Consider the following 16,853-nt stretch of genomic DNA (forward strand, 5'->3'; position numbering starts at 1 on the left):
CCGCAACACTTGTACATGGCAGCACTCCGTTGTCGACTGCATGGTTATCGGACGACGAGAGGCCGAATATCGCCGTGCCGCCCGTCGGAGCACACATGCTGGACAGCCGGCGCCGCGGCGAACAGGTGCCTTTCCGTATGCCGGGAAAGCAAATGTTGCGGGCACAAGACGCCCAGAGGTCGCGGGCGTTACGGGCTCACAGTCCAGGGGTCTTGCGGCCTACAGGTCCAGGGTGTTGAGCGCCCGGGAAATGGCGCGCCCGCTCGTGCGCACCAGGTCCGCGAGAGCCGACGCGTCGACCGTGCCGTGCCGTACGACGAGCGAGACCGCGGCGACCACGTCGCCGGCGGGGGATTCCACCGGGGCGGCGACCGACACGGTGTCCAGTGAGAGCTGTCGGTCGCTGATGGTGTAGCCGCGGGCCCTGCTGTCGGCCAGCATCGCGCGCAGCCGGTGGGGATCGGTGACCGTGAAAGGAGTGCGCTGCAGTACGGGCCGGGCCAGCACCTCCTCCTGGACGCCGACGGGGGCGTGCGCGAGCAGGACCAGGCCGGCGCCGGAGGTGGTGATCGCCAGTCGGCCGCCGACCCGGGTGAGTGTCGGCACCGCTCCCGTGCCGGCGATGCGTTCGATGAAGACCAGGTCGGTGCCCTCGCGGACCGCCAGCTGCACGTTTTCCCGCGTGATCTGGGACAGGTCCTCCAGGTAGGGCAGCGCCCGGTCCCGCAGGCCGTGCCCCCGCGGGGCGAGTGATCCGACTTCCCACAACCGCAGGCCGATCCGGTAGAGGCCCTTCGCGTCCCTCTCCAGTGCGCCCCACGCCAGGAGCTCGCCGAGCATGCGGTGCACCGTGGACACGGGCAGGCCGCTGCGCCGGGCGAGCTCGCTCAGCGACAGCTGGGGGTGCTGGGCATTGAAAGCAGCGAGTATCTTCAGGGCGCGGGCGATCACCGGCCCGGTGGCTTCCGGGCCGGGGACGCCTCGGCGCTGCCTCCCCGGCGCCCGTGCGGGGTCATCCTGCGGGCCTGTCACGGTGGACTCCTCACTGAAGCACTGCGGGCACCGAGGCGGCTGTCCACCACCTCGGTGCCCGGCTGTCGGCGACTGCCCGCGCGGATTGCCCCTACGCGGCTGCCGCCCCGCGGACCTCGTGCTCACCCGGGCCCACCGGGACGCTCCGGCCGTCCGGCAGGTGTATCACCGCGCGGCACCCCTCGGGTACGCGCACGCCGATCCGCAGGTCCGCTCCGTCCAGCTCCCAGCGCAGCCCCGCGCGACCGTACGGAGTGATGTGCTCGGCCTGGGCCCAGGTGAGGCCGGCGCCGGGCCGGGGGTGGAACGCGATGTCACGGTAGCCGGGAGAAGCCGGTGCGATCCCGGCGACGACGCGGTGCAGCCAGTCCGCCACGGCACCCAGCGCGTAGTGGTTGAACGACGTCATGCCGCCCGGATTGAGGGTGCCGTCGGGCCGCAGGCTGTCCCACCGCTCCCACACCGTGGTCGCGCCCTGCTCCACCGGATACAGCCAGGACGGGCACTGCGTCTGGGTCAGCAGCCGGTAGGCGGTGTCCAGGTGGCCCGTGTCGGTCAGCGCGTCGCAGATCAGCGGAGTGCCGACGAATCCCGTCGCGATCCGGGCGTCGTCGGCCAGGACGAGCTCCGCCAGGCGATCACCGGCTCGTCGGCGTGCGGCCTCGTCGGCGAGCAGACCGAAGGCGATCGCCACGCAGTAGGCGGTGGGGGCGTCACTCGTCATCCGTCCCGACGGCAGGACGTAGCGCCGTCGGAAGGCCGCCGCCACCTCGTCGGCCAGGTCCGCGTAGCGCTTCGCGTCGTCGGCCGCCCCGAGGACCTCGGCCGACCAGGACATGTGCCGGGCCGACCATGCGAAGTAGGCCGTGGCCACCAGCCCGGCGTCGGTGCGCCCGGCGCCCGGGTCGTCCGGGGGCGCTGCCGGGTCGAGCCAGTCGCCGAGCTGGAACCCGGTGTCCCACAGCCGGTCCGGCCCGGCCAGGCGGGTCACGAGGTCGACCCACTTCGTGCCCGTCTCGTAGTGGCGACGGAGCAGCTCGACATCGCCGAAGCGCTGGTGGAGCAGCCACGGTGTCAGAGCGGCGACGTCGCCCCAAGCGGCGCCGGGACGCAGGGGGGTCCAGATCGGGCCGCCGGGAATCACCGGTACGTACCAGGGCACGGTGCCGTCGGGGAGCTGCTCGACACCGACGTCCGTCAGCCATGAGTCGAGCATGCCGGCGCAGTTGTACAGGAAGCTCGCGGTCGGGGCGAACACCTGGATGTCACCGGTCCAGCCGAGGCGCTCGTCGCGCTGGGGGCAGTCGGTGGGGATGTCGACGAAGTTGCCGCGCATGCTCCACACGACGTTCTCGTGGAGCCGGTTGATGCGGTCGTCGCTGCAGGAGAACCAGCCGGTGCGCTCCATGTCCGTGTGGTACACGAGCGCGGTGACGTCGGCCGGGTCCAGCTCGCCGGGCCAGCCGCTGATCTCCGCGTACCGGAAGCCATGCAGGGTGAAACGCGGCTCCCAGGTCCGCGGGCCCGAGCCCGCGAGCACGTAGGTGTCGGTCGAACACGCCTCCCGCAGCGGTCCGGTCGCCAGCTCCCCGCCCTGCAGGACTTCCGCGTGACGCAGTCGCACTTCACGGCCCGCCGGACCGTCGACCGTGATGCGCAGGCGACCCACCAGATTCTGTCCGAAGTCCAGGATGTACCGGCCGTCCTCGGTCCGTCCGATGCCGGTGGGCGAGCGTTCCTCCGTGCACCGCACCGGCGGGCCGGTCGGTGCGACGAGGGTCTTCGGATCGCGTCGGTGGACGACTACGGGCGACCACGCGGTGTCGCCCGCAGCACCGGGCGAGGACCATCCCGGCTCCTCCAGACGGGCGTCGAAGTGCTCGCCCTCGTACAGGCCACTGCTGAGGATCGGCCCCGGAGCGGCGCTCCAGGAGGCGTCGGTGGCGATGACGGTCGCGGAGGTGTCGGCGTGGACGATCTCCAGCTGGGCGATGAGGGACTGGTCGACGCCGTAGATGTTGCGGGTGCCGCCGTCGAAGCCGAAGCGGCCCCGGTACCAGCCGTCGCCCAGCCATGCTCCGATGACGTTGTCGCCGGCCGTCAGGTGGGACGTGACGTCGTAGGTGCGGTAGCGCAGCCGCTCGGGGTACACGGTCCACCCCGGGGAGAGGGCGTCGTCGCCGACGCGCCGCCCGTTGATCTCGACCTCGTACAGGCCGTGCGCGCTGACATGGAGCCGTGCGCGCACGAGCGGCCGGGAAAGGGTGAACCCGCGGCGGACACGGGCCGGCCGGCGCTCGGCGTCCGGGTCCTCGGGCCAGGCGGCGCCGACGGGCTGGGCCTGCCAGTCGTCCGGCTGGAGCAGGCCCGCCTCGACGGCCGACGGCGGGCTCCATGCGGACGACCTGTCGTCGGCGTCCCAGATCCGGACGCGGACGGTGACACGTTCGCGCGAGGCGAGGGGACTGCCGGGCCAGGCGACCAGGAGATGGTCGCTCCCGGGTATGCGGCCCGTGCGGGTGGTCGTGCCGTCGCGGTGGACCTCGAGTTCGTATGCCGACTGCAGGGTGCTGCCGCTGGGGAGTGTCCAGGACAGGCGGGGACGGGCGACGCCGATGCCGAGGCCGTCGAGCAGGTGCTCGAACGTCACCGGGCCTGGGGAGTGCTGCATGGGGGTGGGCCTTTCGCGTGCGTGGGGAGGACGGCTGCGGGTGCAGCTCGTTCATCCCTTGACCGCTCCTCCGGCCAGGCCCTTCATGACCTTCTGGTTGAGGAACAGGTAGATCAGAAGCGTGCCGAAGACGTTGATGCAGATGGCCGCGAACAGCGGTCCGTACTGGGTGGCCCCGAACTCGCCGCTGAAGTTGAGCAGACCGACCTGGATGGTGCGCATGTCCTGGCTGTTGGTGAAGGTCAGGGCGATGAGCAGGTCGTTCCAGATGAAGAAGAACTGGACCAGGCCCACGGTCAGCACGGCGTTGCGGACCATGGGGACGCTGATGGACCAGAACGAGCGCAGGATGCCGGCCCCGTCGAGCGTGGCGGCCTCGAACATCTCGCGCGGAACGGTCTTGTAGTACGTCGCCATCATGAACACGGTGAGCGGCAGACCGCTGCCGGTGTACGTGAGGATCAGGGGCCACAGGGTGCCGGAGAGACCGACCTGGAAGTACACGGTGAACAGGGGCAGCAGGATCATCTGCGCGGGCACCATGATGCCGGCCAGGAACAGCAGCAGGGTGACGCTGCGGCCCTTCCACACCATGATCTGCAGGGCGAAGCCCGCCGCGGTGCCGAGCAGCAGGATCAGAGCAAGGGAGGGCAGTACGGCCAGCAGGCTGTTCTGCACGTAGAGGCCGATGTTGCCGGTGGTCCATGCTTCGCCGTAGTTGCCCCACTCCCAGCTCGTGGGCAGGCTCCAGGAGGGGTTGTCGAGGTAGTCGTCGTTGGACTTCAGCGAGGTCAGGAACATCCACGCGAGCGGGTACAGCTCGATGACCAGCAGGACGGCGACGACGGGCTTGACCCACAGCCCCTTGAACCGGCGGCGTACGGGCGGCTTGTTCATCAGGGGAAGGGGACGGGGCGCGAGCTTCGCGGGCGTGTCGACGGACATGGGGGTTCAGCCCTTCGTGAGGTCGCGCCGGGACACGCGGAAGACGACGAGGCTCACGACGAGGCTGAGCACCGTCAGCAGCAGCGCGATCGCGCTTCCGTAGCCGTAGTCGCTGTAGGTGAACGACGTCTGGAACATGTAGAGGGTGAGTGGTGTGGTGTCGTTGCCGGGGCCGCCGTTGGTCAGGGCCACCACGGAGTCGAAGACCTTGAGAGTGCCGTTGATGCTGAAGATCAGCGACGACATCAGCACCGGCAGGGACAGCGGCAGCACGATGTGCCGGATCAGCCGCAGGCCGGACGCTCCGTCCAGGCGGGCGGACTCCAGCACCTCGTCGGGGATGTCCACCAGGCCGGCGAAGAGCAGGACCGCGTAGAAGCCCATCGACCTCCACACGTCCATCAGGATCAGCACCCAGAACGCGTTGCCGCCGTCGCTGAACCAGTCGACGCTGCCGAGTCCGACGGCCTCCAGGAGCGCGTTGACCGGTCCGTTCTGCGGCGCGACCTGGAACATCTGCTTGAAGAGCAGGCCGACGGCGACCGTCGGCAGGATCACGGGGAAGAAGACCAGCGTGCGCACCAGCGCGGACGCCTTCTTCAGGAAGAAGACGTACAGCAGGGCCAGGAGATAGCCGGCGACGACCTGGCCGGCGGTCACGACGGCGGCGTACTTCAGGGTGAACCACAGGGCTTCGTGGACGGCGTCGTCGGTGAACAGGCGCTCGAAGTTGGCCAGACCGTTGCCGGTGAACCCGTTGATGGCGTTGCCCTTGGTGAAGGCGTACCCCAGGGACCAGAGCATCGGGACGAGCATGATCAGTGTGTAGACGAGCAGCGCGGGACCGACCAGGATCAGAATCGCCTTGCGGTCACCGAGTACACGGTGCATGAGTGGAGTCCAGTTCGTAGGTGTGGCGGGCCCGGTACGGTGCCGGGCCCGCCGTGTGTCACGACTGCCGGGTGCGGCAGGCCGCCGGTGCGGCCGAGGGCACCCGCAGGGGTCAGTTGGCCGCGAGTGCGTCCTGGACCGTCTTCATGAACTCCTGCGGGCTCATGGACCCGGTCACCAGGCCGGGAGCGCTGGTGTTGCTGATGGTCGTGGCCTTGGTGCTGAACAGCGCCTCGAACCAGAGCACGTTCTGCTTGGACTCACCGATGGTCTTGCGCACCTGGGTGGTCACCTCGTTGGCGTCGCGGACCTCGGTGTTGACCTTGAAGCCGGAGATCGCGCCCTGGTCCTTGAGCACGGTGCTGCCGTAGTTCTTGGCGATGCAGGTGACCCAGGCGCCGGTCTTGTCGTCGAACGACTTCGAGCCCAGCGTCACGCCCAGGCCGATGTTCGACGGGTACTGGTCGATGGAGCCCTTGCCGCCGGTGACCGCGGGGAAGGGCATGAAGCCGACGTTCTCGGCGCCGACCTTGTTCTGCTCGGGGTTGGAGATGCTCGCCAGGGCCCAGCTGCCCATGTAGAACATGCCGGCCTTGCCGTTCAGGAAGGTGTTCATCGCCGTGTCGTAGTCGATGGAGCCGACGCTCTTGCCGAAGTAGTTCTTCTTGCCGAGCTCGGCGATCTCCTCGGCCGCCTTCACGTACTCCGGGTCGGTGAGCTTCGCCTTCCCGTCCGCGACGGCCTTCATCGCCTCGGGGCCGAGGGTGCGGTACAGGTACCCGCTCAGCAGCCGGGTGATCGGCCAGCCCTGCTGCCCGGAAGCGGCGAACGGCTGCACACCGGCCTTGTCGAGCTTCTCCGCCGCGACCTTGAGCTCGTCCCACGAGGCCGGCGTCTCGATGCCGTTGTCGGCAAAGATCTTCTTGTTGTAGAAGATCCCCTCGATGTTGTACTCGTATGGCAGGACCGCGAGCTTCCCGCCGTAGAGGGCCTTGATCGTGGAGACGGCCGCGGGCTCGAGCTCGTTGTACGCCCCCAGAGCCTTGAGCTCCTTCTCCAGGTCGGCGATCTTGCCCGAGGTGTTGAGCTCGTTGGTCAGGGCGGGAGCGTTGCCGGCGGCGAACTGGACCGGCAGGGCGTCCTGGCCGGCGAGCAGCTGCAGCTTCTGGTCGAGGCTGGCCTGCGGGACCGTCTCCACCTTCAGCGGCTGGGCGTCGTTCTCCGTCTTGCAGGAGTCCTTCGACAGCGTGGTCAGCGCGTTGCGCACGGTGGTGTTCTCCGTGGCGCTGAGGTAGGTGAAGTCCTTCGACGCCTCGGTGGAGCCGGAGCCGGAGCCGGAGCCGCCGCACGCGGTGGCGAGGAGCGCGACCGCGGAGGCGGCGGCGGTCAGGGCGGCGAGGCGCGTGTTTCTGGCACGGGACAGACGAGTGGTCACAGCTGGCTCCTGAGGTACGGGAAGAACCGGAGGCGAAGGAGGCAGGGTTCGAGAAGGAACCCGCGATGTCGAGTGTTTGTAGAACGTTCTTCACTCGAAGTGGCACCACCCTGCACTCCGGCACCGCCGACGTCAAGACATGGAGGCGTAACGTTCCCGAAAACGGGCCGTACCCGGCACCGCAGCTGCATGCCATGATGTAGACCGTTGTTCACGCTGAGGGAGATCGAGGGGGCGCGGCCAGCCATGGAGCCGACATCTGAACGCAAGAAGCGGGTGACCATCACCGACGTGGCCCGTCACGCCGGGGTGTCGACCGCGGCCGTCTCCAAGGTGCTCCGCAACGCCTACGGTGTGAGCGAATCGATGCGCGACCGGGTGCGGGCCTCCATGGCCGCTCTCGAGTACCGCCCCCACGCCGCCGCCCGGGGAATGCGCGGGCGGACCTACACGATCGGCGTGCTGCTGGACAACATCCGCAACGCGTTCTTCGCCGACATCCTCGACGGCATCCGCGACGAGCTGCACCAGAGCGACTACACGGTCCTCATCGGCGCCGCCGGCTTCGACGCGGACGACCAGGCGCGCACCATCCGCTCCATGGTCGACCGGCAGATGGACGGCATGATCCTCATCGCGCCGAGTTCACCGCGCGGCGAAGTGCTCGCCACCGCCAAGGCCCTCCCCACCGTCGTCATCGGACACCACGACCCGTCCGACGTCTACGACTCCGTCGTCGACGCCGACGGCGCCGGCGCCGCTCTCGTCGTGGACCACCTCGTCGCCCTCGGCCACCGGCGGATCGCCCTCGTCTCCGCAGCCGGCACCAAGGGCAGCATGTGGCAGCTCACCCCCGAGGCCGTCCTCACCGACGGATACCGCCAGGCCATGGCGCGCCACGGACTCCGGGCCGAGACCCAGGTCCTGCACGCCAGCTACTCCGACGACGGCGGTTACAAGGCCGGCATGCAGCTCCTCACGGCCGACCACCCCCCGACCGCCATCATGACCGGCGCGGACGTCGCGGCCCTCGGGATCTACCGCGCCACCGACAGCCTCGGCCTCAAAGTCCCCGACGACCTCTCCCTGGTCGGCTACAACAACACGGCCATCGCGGCCCTCAGCTCCGTACAGCTCACCAGCGTCGACCAGGCCGGCCACACCATGGGCTCCGCGGCCGCACGCATGCTCATCGAACGGGTCGAAGGCCGCCGAGACCGGGCGATGCAGTCGACCATGAGCCCCCGCCTCGTCGTCCGCCGCACCACCGCGGAGCCTGCGCGCACCTGACGTGCCGCGCCCTGACGTGCCGCGCGTCCGCCCGAGGACGACCGCGCGGCACGAATGCTAGGCGTGGAAGGTATGGGTGCCCGCGCCGGCCGTCACTGCTTCGAGACCGGGCAGATCCACCAGCGCCTCGCACCCCGGGGGCACCGTCACCTCGACCGTCAGACGACCCTCGGCCTTGTGCCACGACACCTCCGCCCGCCCGTAGGGGGTGTCGTGTGCGGCGCGTGCACGGCTCAGCCCGCCACCCGGGCGCGGCCGGACCAGCAGCCTGCGGTAGCCGGGAGCCGCCGGAGCCAGGCCGCCGACCGTGCGGTGCAGCCAGTCGGCCACGGTGCCGAGCGCGTAGTGGTTGAAGGACGTCATCTCGCCCGGATTGACGCTGCCGTCCGCCAGCATGCTGTCCCAGCGCTCCCACATCGTGGTGGCGCCCATCTCCACCTGGAACAGCCACGAGGGGCACGACCGCTCCGTCAGCAGCCGGTACGCCGCATCGACGTGCCCGGTGGCGGTCAGCGCGTCGCAGACCAGGGGAGTTCCGAGGAACCCCGTCGCCACCGTGAACCCCGCGTCCGCCACCAGTTCCGCCAACCGCGCGCCCGCGAAGGCGCGTTCGCCCTCGCTCGCCAGCAGCTCGAAGCCGATGGCCAGGGCGTAGGACGTCTGCGTGTCCGCGGCCATCCTTCCCCGCCCGTCGGTGAAGGTCTCGACGAACGCGTGCCGCACCTCCTGCGCCAGTGCCGCGTACCGGTCCCGGTCGGACCGCCGGCCGAGCAGGCCCGCGGCTTCGGCCAGCACGGACGCGCTGCGCGCGAAGTACGCCGTGCACACCAGCGCCTTCGGCGTCCGGCTCTGCGCGGCCTCGTCCGGTGGCGCAGCCGGGTCCAGCCAGTCACCGAACTGGAAGTCGTCACGCCAGATGCGGTCCGGGTCTGCGGCCTTCTCCACCGTGTCGACCCACCGGCGCATGTCCCGGTACTGGCGCTCCAGCAGACCGCGATCCCCGTAGCGCTGGTACAGCGCCCACGGCACCAGAACAGCCGCGTCACCCCACCCCGCCATCGGGTGGTTGCCCTCCGGCACCTCGAAGGGAAGGATCACCGGAATCCGGGGTGACCAGTTCGGCGTGACCCCTCCCGCATCCCTGTCCGTGTCCGCGGTGAGATCCCGCAACCAGGACGACAGCATGCCGGCGCAGTCGTAGAGGAACGCCGCCGTCGGCGCGAAGACCTGGATGTCTCCAGTCCAGCCCAGTCGCTCGTCCCGCTGCGGGCAGTCGGTGGGAATGTCGACGAAGTTGCCGCGCATGCTCCAGACGACGTTCTCGTGCAGACGGTTCAGGACGCTGTCGGAGCAGTCGAACCATCCGGTGCGCCGCAGGTCGCTGTGGATGACCACAGCCGACACGTCCTCGGGGTGCAGACGACCGGGCCACCCGCTGATCTCGGCGTACCGGAAGCCGTGCGTCGTGAACACCGGCTCCCACGTCTCACCCTCCGGCACGCCGCGCACCACATAGCGGTCGGTCGACGTCGCGTTCCTCAGCGGCCTGGTGCACAGCTCGCCGTCCTCCAACACCTCCGCGTGACGCAGGACGACTGTCTCTCCGCCCTCACCCGTCACCCTGATCCGCAGGCGGCCCACCAGGTTCTGACCGAAGTCGACGAGGTGGCGTCCGTCCGGCTTCTGCACGACCGACGCCGGTTCGCGTACCTGCGTGCGCCGCACCGGCGGGCCGTCCGCGGCCACCAGGACCGAGCGGTCCAGTGGTACTTCCGCCACCGGCGACCAGCCCGAGGTGTCATGCCCCGCCCTCGACCAGCCGGGCCGCTCACGCCGTGCGTCGTGCGTCTCCCCTTCCAGCAAACCGCTCGCCAGTACCGGCCCGTCGGCCGAACGCCACGTCGGATCAGTGACGAACATGAGGCGCGTTCCGTCGGCGAGCGTGATCTCGAGCTGTGCCAGGACGGCGGTGCGGTCGCCGTAGATGTCGCGGATCCCGCCGTTGAAGCCCAGACGGCCTCGGTACCAGCCGTCGGCGAGGTGCGCACCCCACGCGTTGGCACCGGGACGCAGCAGGTCCGTGACGTCCCAGGTGCGGTAGCGGAGCCGGTCCTGATAGCTGGTCCAGCCGGGGGAGAGGACCTCGTCCGTGACGGGACGCCCGTTGATCTCCATCTCGAAGACACCCAGCGCCGTGGCGTACAGGCGGGCGGAGGTCACCGGTCCCGGAAGTGCGAACTCCCCTCGCAGCAGGTGCGCTGGGCGCGGGTCCGCGGCTGCCGGGTCGTCGCTCAGCGGAGTGACGGGAGCAGCGCTCCAGTCCTCGGGGTGAAGGAGACCGGCCTCCACCGGCACGAAGTCGCTCCACGGGCCGGCCGGTCCGGATCCCCAGACCCGTACGCGTATCTCGCGGCGCTCACGCGACTCCAGGGGAGTGCCGACCCAGGGGACGAGCACACTGTCGGCGCTCTCGACCCGCCGTCGGGCGACGCGGCCGACCGCGTCGCGGATCTCGATCTCGTAGCCCCGTTGCCGCTCCGCGCGGCCGAGGGAGTCGGGCGCGACGGCCCAGCTGAGCCGCGGTGAGGGCTCGCCGATGCCGAGGGGGCTTCGATGGTGCTCGAAGCGGATGTCTCTGACGTGCACGGCAGTCCTTAGACGTTGGCGGGGGAGAAGGGGACCGCGTAGCGCAGCCCGTGGCCGAATGCGTGGACGGGGTCGGCGCTCTGCTGCGGCTGGTCGGGGTGGCCGGCCGCCACCTCGGCCATGGAGCGGGGGAGTTGGAACGGCAGCCGCCCCTCGGGGGCGGAACGTCCGAAGAGCACGTCGAGGACGGCACGGTCGTCCGCTCCGTAGTCCGCGAGGAGTGCGTGCGCGCGCTCGGAGATCTCGGGGATGACCGCGGGCCGTTCCAGCCGGATCACGACGATGGTCGGCACCGCGTCCAGCAGGTGCAGGATCTCGTCGAGCCGGGGCTGCGCGAAGTCGAGCCTGCCTGCGCGGAAGAAGGACTCGAAGACGCCCGGGCGGGGTTCGTACGGTGTGTCGAGGCGCAGCACGGCGAAGTCGGCGGCCTCGGGCCCGGTCACGACATCGGCGTAGCCGGCGGCCGCCTCGGCGGCCACCCCGTCGAGGTACAGCCGCGGACGGCCGGTGAGCGGCAGCGGGCCGGCCGCGCCGGAACCGCCGTTCGTCAGCAGAGTCAGCGAGCGGCGCTGGGCCTGGGCGCCGGCAGCCCGGAAGTCGGCGCGTCCGACGGTGGCCTCCGCCGCGTCCGGGTCGACGTAGCGGCGGTCGTCGAACAGCCCGAGACGGAACTTCTCGGCCAGCAGCAAAGCCACCGAGGCATCGATGCGCGACTCGGCCAGCTCGCCCGACCGCACCAGATCGACGACCAGGTCGGCACACGTCTCACCGCCGAACTGGTCGACGCCGGCGCGCAGCGCCTTCAGCAGTCGCTGCCGGGGAGTCAGGTGCTCGACGCCCCACGCCCGCGCCGCCTGGAGCTCACCCATCACAGTGCCGTCGGTGAGCACGCCCCAGTCGGCGACGATGATCCCGCTGAAGCCCAGGCGCTCACGGAGCAGCCCGGTGAGGATGCCGTGGTTGAACCCGAAGGCGACCTCCTCGTACTCCGTCCCCACCGGCATGCCGTAGTACGGCATGACCTGCGTGGCGCCGGCGGCGATGCACGCGGCGAACGGCTTCAGGTGGTGGTCGAAGAGACCGGCGGGGTATACCTGCTCGCGGCCGTAGGAAAAATGGGGGTCCTCGCCGTCCAGCTGGGGGCCACCGCCGGGAAAGTGCTTCACCATCGCCGCGACACTGTCGGGACCCAGTCCGTCGCCGGGACCACGCAGGCCCTCGATGTACGCGGCCGCGAGGCGTCCGGTGAGCTCGGCGTCCTCACCGAAGGTGCCGGAGATGCGGGACCAGCGCGGCTCGGTGGCCAAGTCGACCTGCGGATGCAGGGCCACCCGCAGACCCACGGACAGATACTCGCGCCGCACCGTGTCGGCGAAGTCCCGCACGAGATCCGTGTCGCGCACCGCGGCCAGGCCCAGCGTCTCGGGCCACTGCGAGAAGGGTCCGGCGTGCATGGCCGTCCCCGGGTTGTCCGTGAACGCGTGGCGCGGGTCGGTCGACAGGGTGACCGGGATACCGAGACGCGTCCCGGCGGCGAGTTCCTGAAGACGGTTGTGCCACTCGGCCATCTCACGGGCGCTCGCGGCACCGAGCAGGTTGAAGTGCGTCATGTGGCGGTCGAGAACCATCCGCCGAGCGGTCGCGCCACCGGGCGCTCGTTGCGGATCGTCCGCGAGCTGTCCCTTCTCGCCCATCATCACCATCGTGTGGAAGAGCTGGCCGGCCTTCTCCTCCAGCGTCATGCGGTGCAGCAGATCCGCGACGCGTTCCGCCACGGGGCGGTAGGCCTGCTGGTAGACGGGCGGCCCTGGGGGCAACGGCTGCGGCACGGCGCTCTCCTCGCGAAATGGTCGATGCCGTCCTCGCCAGGACAACCGGGGCGGACAGCCACACGGGAGACGGGGAGGATGCGGCGCTGCGGAAGGAAGGACACCGTGGAGGCGACGACTTCGCCCGGCCGCACGGCCCGCAGACGGCTCGACCGTAACCTAAAAACAGACATGACTATAGGTTTTTAGAGATGTGGCGTGAGGCACACATCCGCCGGACATGCCGACGGCGAGGGCTGTTCGCCTTCGTATGCTCGACACATGTCCGACCCCGAGGAAGCCCACCGCCCGGCCGCCGCGGCCGCGCCGCGCACCCGTACCCGCCGGCGCACGGGCACCTACCGCGCCGCCGACCAGCGGCGGAGCGAGATCCTCGACGCCGCCGTGCGCCACTTCGCGCGCAAGGGATACCTCAGCGCCTCCATGCAGAAGGTCGCGGAGGACGTCGGCATCTCCCATACCGGCCTCCTTCACCACTTCCCGAGCAAGCGACACCTCCTCATGGCCGTCCTGGAGGCCCGGGAGGCCGAGGCCGTCAGCCGGTTCTACGGCGAGCTCGACCCCGAAGCACCGGACGTCGTGCGCCTGCTTCAACTGGTTGCCGCGCAATCGCGTCTCGACGTCACCCAGCCCGGGCTGATGCAGATGTACGCCGCCCTCGCGGCCGAAGCGGGGGGCGAGAATCATCCCGCGCACGCCTACTTCCAGCAGCGCTATGCCCGCATCGTGGCCTTTATCGCGTCAGCGGTCGCCCACGGCATCGCTGCCGGTGTCGTGATTCCGGGCACCGACGGCAAGGCGGTCGCCCGGGAGATGCTGGCTGTCGCGGACGGGCTGCAGATCCAGTGGGCATTGTCCGACGGGTCGCTCGACCTGCCGACCGCCCATCGCGACTACCTCGACCGCCTGTGCCGGCGGATCACCGTCTCGGGCGACGGGCTCGGCTCCGACGTGTGACGCGACGGGCGCGACCGCTTCGGTGAAACCTTTCAATCCCACCGCCTCGAAGGCTTGACAGTGTCGGTAGGCGCTCTTTAGCTTCCGTGTAGAACGTTTTACATTCGAGAAGGAGCCTCTCGTTGTCCTCCCTCACCTCCGTCAAGGCTGCCCTGACGACCCAGGCCATCGAGACCCCCTCCTGGGCCTACGGGAACTCCGGGACGCGTTTCAAGGTGTTCGCCCAACAGGGAGTCCCCCGTACGGCCTACGAAAAGCTGGACGACGCCGCCCGCGTCCACGCCCACACAGGCGTCACTCCGACGGTGGCCCTGCACATTCCCTGGGACAGGGTCGACGACTACGCTGCGCTCGCCCGGCACGCCGAGAACCAGGGCATACGTCTCGGAACCGTCAACTCCAACACGTTCCAGGACGACGACTACAAGCTGGGCAGCATCTGCCACCCGGACGCCGCGGTGCGCCGCAAGGCCGTGGACCACCTGCTGGAGTGCGTGGACGTCATGGACGCCACCGGCTCGCGCGATCTCAAGCTGTGGTTCGCCGACGGCACCAACTACCCGGGCCAGGACGACATCCGCGCCCGCCAGGACAGGCTGGCCGAGGCGCTGGCGGAGGTGTACGGGCGGCTGGGCGACGACCAGCGGATGCTGCTGGAGTACAAGTTCTTCGAGCCGGCTTTCTACAGCACCGATGTCCCGGACTGGGGCACCGCGTACGCGCACTGCCTGAAGCTGGGCCCGAAGGCACAGGTCGTGGTGGACACCGGCCACCACGCTCCGGGCACCAACATCGAGTTCATCGTCGCGAGCCTGCTGCGCGAGGACAAGCTCGGCGGCTTCGACTTCAACTCCCGCTTCTACGCCGACGACGACCTGATGGCCGGCGCCGCCGACCCGTTCCAGCTGTTCCGCATCATGTACGAGGTCGTGCGCGGCGGCGGGTTCACCCCCGAGGTCGCGTTCATGCTCGACCAGTGCCACAACATCGAGGCCAAGATCCCCGCGATCATCCGGTCCGTGATGAACGTGCAGGAGGCGACCGCCAAGGCGCTCCTGGTCGACCGCGACGCCCTCGCCGCCGCCCAAGCGTCCGGCGACGTGCTCGCCGCCAACGCGGTGCTGATGGACGCCTACAACACCGACGTCCGTCCGCTGCTCGCCGAGGTCCGCGGCGAACTGGGCCTCGATGCCGACCCCATGGGCGCGTACCACCGCTCCGGCTGGGCCGAGAAGATCACCGCCGCACGCCTGGGCGGACAGCAGGCCGGCTGGGGAGCCTGACCCCCGCCCCAGGGCCCACGCCCGCTCCAACCCGCCCCCGGCCGAGCGGCCGCCTACCGCGGACGCTCGCGACCGGCGCTGCCCCGTACCCGCAGTTCGCCCGAGAAGGACAACTACCATGGCATCTCACCCTGAAGCCGCTTCGCTGCTCGCCCGGTCCCATCGGCTCGGCGCCGATCCCCGGAACACCAACTACGCCGGCGGCAACACCTCCGCGAAGGGCACCGCCACCGATCCGGTGACCGGTGGTGCGGTGGAGCTGATGTGGGTGAAGGGCTCCGGCGGCGACCTGGGCACCCTGACCGAGGGCGGGCTGGCGGCGCTGCGTCTGGACCGGCTGCGGGCCCTGGAGGGCGTCTACCCGGGTGTGGAGCGCGAGGACGAGATGGTCGCCGCGTTCGACTACTGCCTGCACGGCAAGGGCGGCGCGGCGCCGTCGATCGACACCGCCATGCACGGTCTGGTGGACGCGGCCCATGTCGACCACCTGCACCCGGACTCCGGTATCGCGCTGGCGTGTGCGGCGGACGGGGAGAAGCTGACCGCCGAGTGCTTCGGCGACACCGTGGTGTGGGTGCCCTGGCGCAGGCCGGGTTTCCAGCTCGGGCTGGACATCGCGGCGGTGAAGGCGGCCAACCCGCGGGCGATCGGCTGCATCCTCGGCGGCCACGGGATCACCGCCTGGGGCGACACCAGCGAGGAGTGCGAGGCCAACTCGCTGCACATCATCCGCACCGCCGAGGCATTCCTGGCGGAGAAGGGCAGGCCGGAGCCCTTCGGGCCGGTCCTCGACGGCTACGGACCGCTGCCCGAGGCCGAGCGCCGGGAGCGCGCGGCCGCCCTCGCCCCGCACATCCGCGCCATCGCCTCGAAGGACTGGCCGCAGGTGGGCCACTTCGACGACTCCGACACGGTGCTGGACTTCACCGCCCGCGCCGAGCACCCGCGCCTCGCCGCGCTCGGCACCTCCTGCCCCGACCACTTCCTGCGCACCAAGGTCCGCCCGCTGGTCCTCGACCTGCCCCCGGCAGCGCCGTTGGACGAGACGGTGGCCCGGCTGGCCGAGCTGCACACCGCCTACCGCGAGGAGTACGCCGCCTACTACGAGCGGCACGCCGCCCCCGACTCGCCCGCGATGCGCGGCGCCGACCCGGCGATCGTGCTGATCCCGGGCGTGGGCATGTTCTCCTTCGGCAAGGACAAGCAGACCGCCCGGGTGGCGGGCGAGTTCTACCTCAACGCGATCAACGTCATGCGCGGCGCCGAGGCCGTCTCCAGCTATGCGCCGATCGAGGAGTCGGAGAAGTTCCGCATCGAGTACTGGGCGCTGGAGGAGGCCAAGCTCCAGCGGATGCCGAAGCCCAAGCCGCTCGCCACCCGGGTCGCGCTCGTCACCGGTGCCGGCTCCGGCATCGGCCGGGCCATCGCCCACCGGCTAGCGGCCGAAGGGGCCTGTGTCGTCGTCGCCGACCTGAACACCGAGAACGCGCAGGCCGTCGCGGCCGAGCTGGGCGGCCCGGACAGGGCCGTGGCCGTCACCGTCGACGTCACGTCCGAGGAGCAGATCGCCGCCGCTTTCCGGGAGGCCGCGCTGGCCTTCGGCGGTGTCGACCTGGTCGTCAACAACGCCGGCATCTCCATCTCCAAGCCGCTGCTGGAGACCACCGCCCGGGACTGGGACCTGCAGCACGACATCATGGCCCGCGGCTCGTTCCTCGTCTCCCGCGAGGCCGCCCGGCTGATGGCCGCGCAGAAACTCGGCGGCGACATCGTCTACATCGCCTCCAAGAACGCCGTCTTCGCCGGCCCCAACAACATCGCCTACTCCGCCACCAAGGCCGACCAGGCCCACCAGGTGCGTCTGCTCGCCGCCG

The 16,853-nt window shown here is 70.2% G+C and carries 11 protein-coding genes; 4 read left to right on the forward strand and 7 right to left on the reverse strand.

All coding sequences use genetic code 11. From position 1 onward, the window contains the following. Positions 1–219 precede the first annotated feature (219 nt). The 5 genes from EAO77_RS30590 to EAO77_RS30610 form a co-directional block, all read right to left on the reverse strand. Positions 220–1,032, reverse strand: coding sequence for an IclR family transcriptional regulator (locus tag EAO77_RS30590; RefSeq protein ID WP_261994202.1), 813 nt, complete (start codon positions 1,030–1,032; stop codon positions 220–222). A gap of 91 nt (positions 1,033–1,123) precedes the next feature. Next, positions 1,124–3,703, reverse strand: coding sequence for an alpha-L-rhamnosidase (locus tag EAO77_RS30595; RefSeq protein WP_147991584.1), 2,580 nt, complete (start codon positions 3,701–3,703; stop codon positions 1,124–1,126). A gap of 51 nt (positions 3,704–3,754) precedes the next feature. After that, entirely contained in the window at positions 3,755–4,648 is an 894-nt protein-coding gene (locus tag EAO77_RS30600) for a carbohydrate ABC transporter permease (RefSeq protein ID WP_147991585.1), read from the reverse strand. A 6-nt stretch (positions 4,649–4,654) separates the two neighbouring features. Continuing rightward, complete coding sequence (locus EAO77_RS30605; RefSeq protein ID WP_147991586.1) at positions 4,655–5,539, reverse strand: carbohydrate ABC transporter permease; 885 nt, start codon at positions 5,537–5,539, stop codon at positions 4,655–4,657. A gap of 112 nt (positions 5,540–5,651) precedes the next feature. Beyond that, complete coding sequence (locus EAO77_RS30610; RefSeq protein WP_147991587.1) at positions 5,652–6,974, reverse strand: ABC transporter substrate-binding protein; 1,323 nt, start codon at positions 6,972–6,974, stop codon at positions 5,652–5,654. A gap of 246 nt (positions 6,975–7,220) precedes the next feature. Here EAO77_RS30610 and EAO77_RS30615 point away from each other — a divergent pair, with 246 nt between their 5' ends. Then, entirely contained in the window at positions 7,221–8,264 is a 1,044-nt protein-coding gene (locus tag EAO77_RS30615) for a LacI family DNA-binding transcriptional regulator (protein ID WP_147991588.1), read from the forward strand. A 57-nt stretch (positions 8,265–8,321) separates the two neighbouring features. On the opposite strand, the gene EAO77_RS30620 is transcribed toward EAO77_RS30615, so the two are convergent. Next, positions 8,322–10,910 carry a glycoside hydrolase family 78 protein gene (locus EAO77_RS30620; protein ID WP_147991589.1) on the reverse strand — a complete coding sequence of 863 codons (2,589 nt, stop codon included), beginning with the start codon at positions 10,908–10,910 and terminating at the stop codon, positions 8,322–8,324. Positions 10,911–10,918: 8 nt separating this feature from the next. Continuing rightward, on the reverse strand, positions 10,919–12,739 hold the full coding sequence (locus tag EAO77_RS30625) for a glycoside hydrolase family 3 protein (protein ID WP_261994203.1): 1,821 nt from the start codon (positions 12,737–12,739) through the stop codon (positions 10,919–10,921). Between the two features lie 261 nt (positions 12,740–13,000). Here EAO77_RS30625 and EAO77_RS30630 point away from each other — a divergent pair, with 261 nt between their 5' ends. The 3 genes from EAO77_RS30630 to EAO77_RS30640 form a co-directional block, all read left to right on the forward strand. Further along, positions 13,001–13,696, forward strand: coding sequence for a TetR/AcrR family transcriptional regulator (locus EAO77_RS30630; protein WP_147991590.1), 696 nt, complete (start codon positions 13,001–13,003; stop codon positions 13,694–13,696). A 122-nt stretch (positions 13,697–13,818) separates the two neighbouring features. Beyond that, positions 13,819–14,979, forward strand: a complete 1,161-nt coding sequence (gene rhaI, locus EAO77_RS30635) for an L-rhamnose isomerase (protein WP_147991591.1) — start codon at positions 13,819–13,821, stop codon at positions 14,977–14,979. Between the two features lie 118 nt (positions 14,980–15,097). Further along, a partial coding sequence (locus EAO77_RS30640) for a bifunctional aldolase/short-chain dehydrogenase (RefSeq protein WP_147991700.1) occupies positions 15,098–16,853 on the forward strand: 1,756 nt, incomplete at its 3' end.

Origin of the sequence: Streptomyces sp. T39, assembly GCF_008042045.1 — a bacterium.
Lineage (GTDB): Bacteria > Actinomycetota > Actinomycetes > Streptomycetales > Streptomycetaceae > Streptomyces.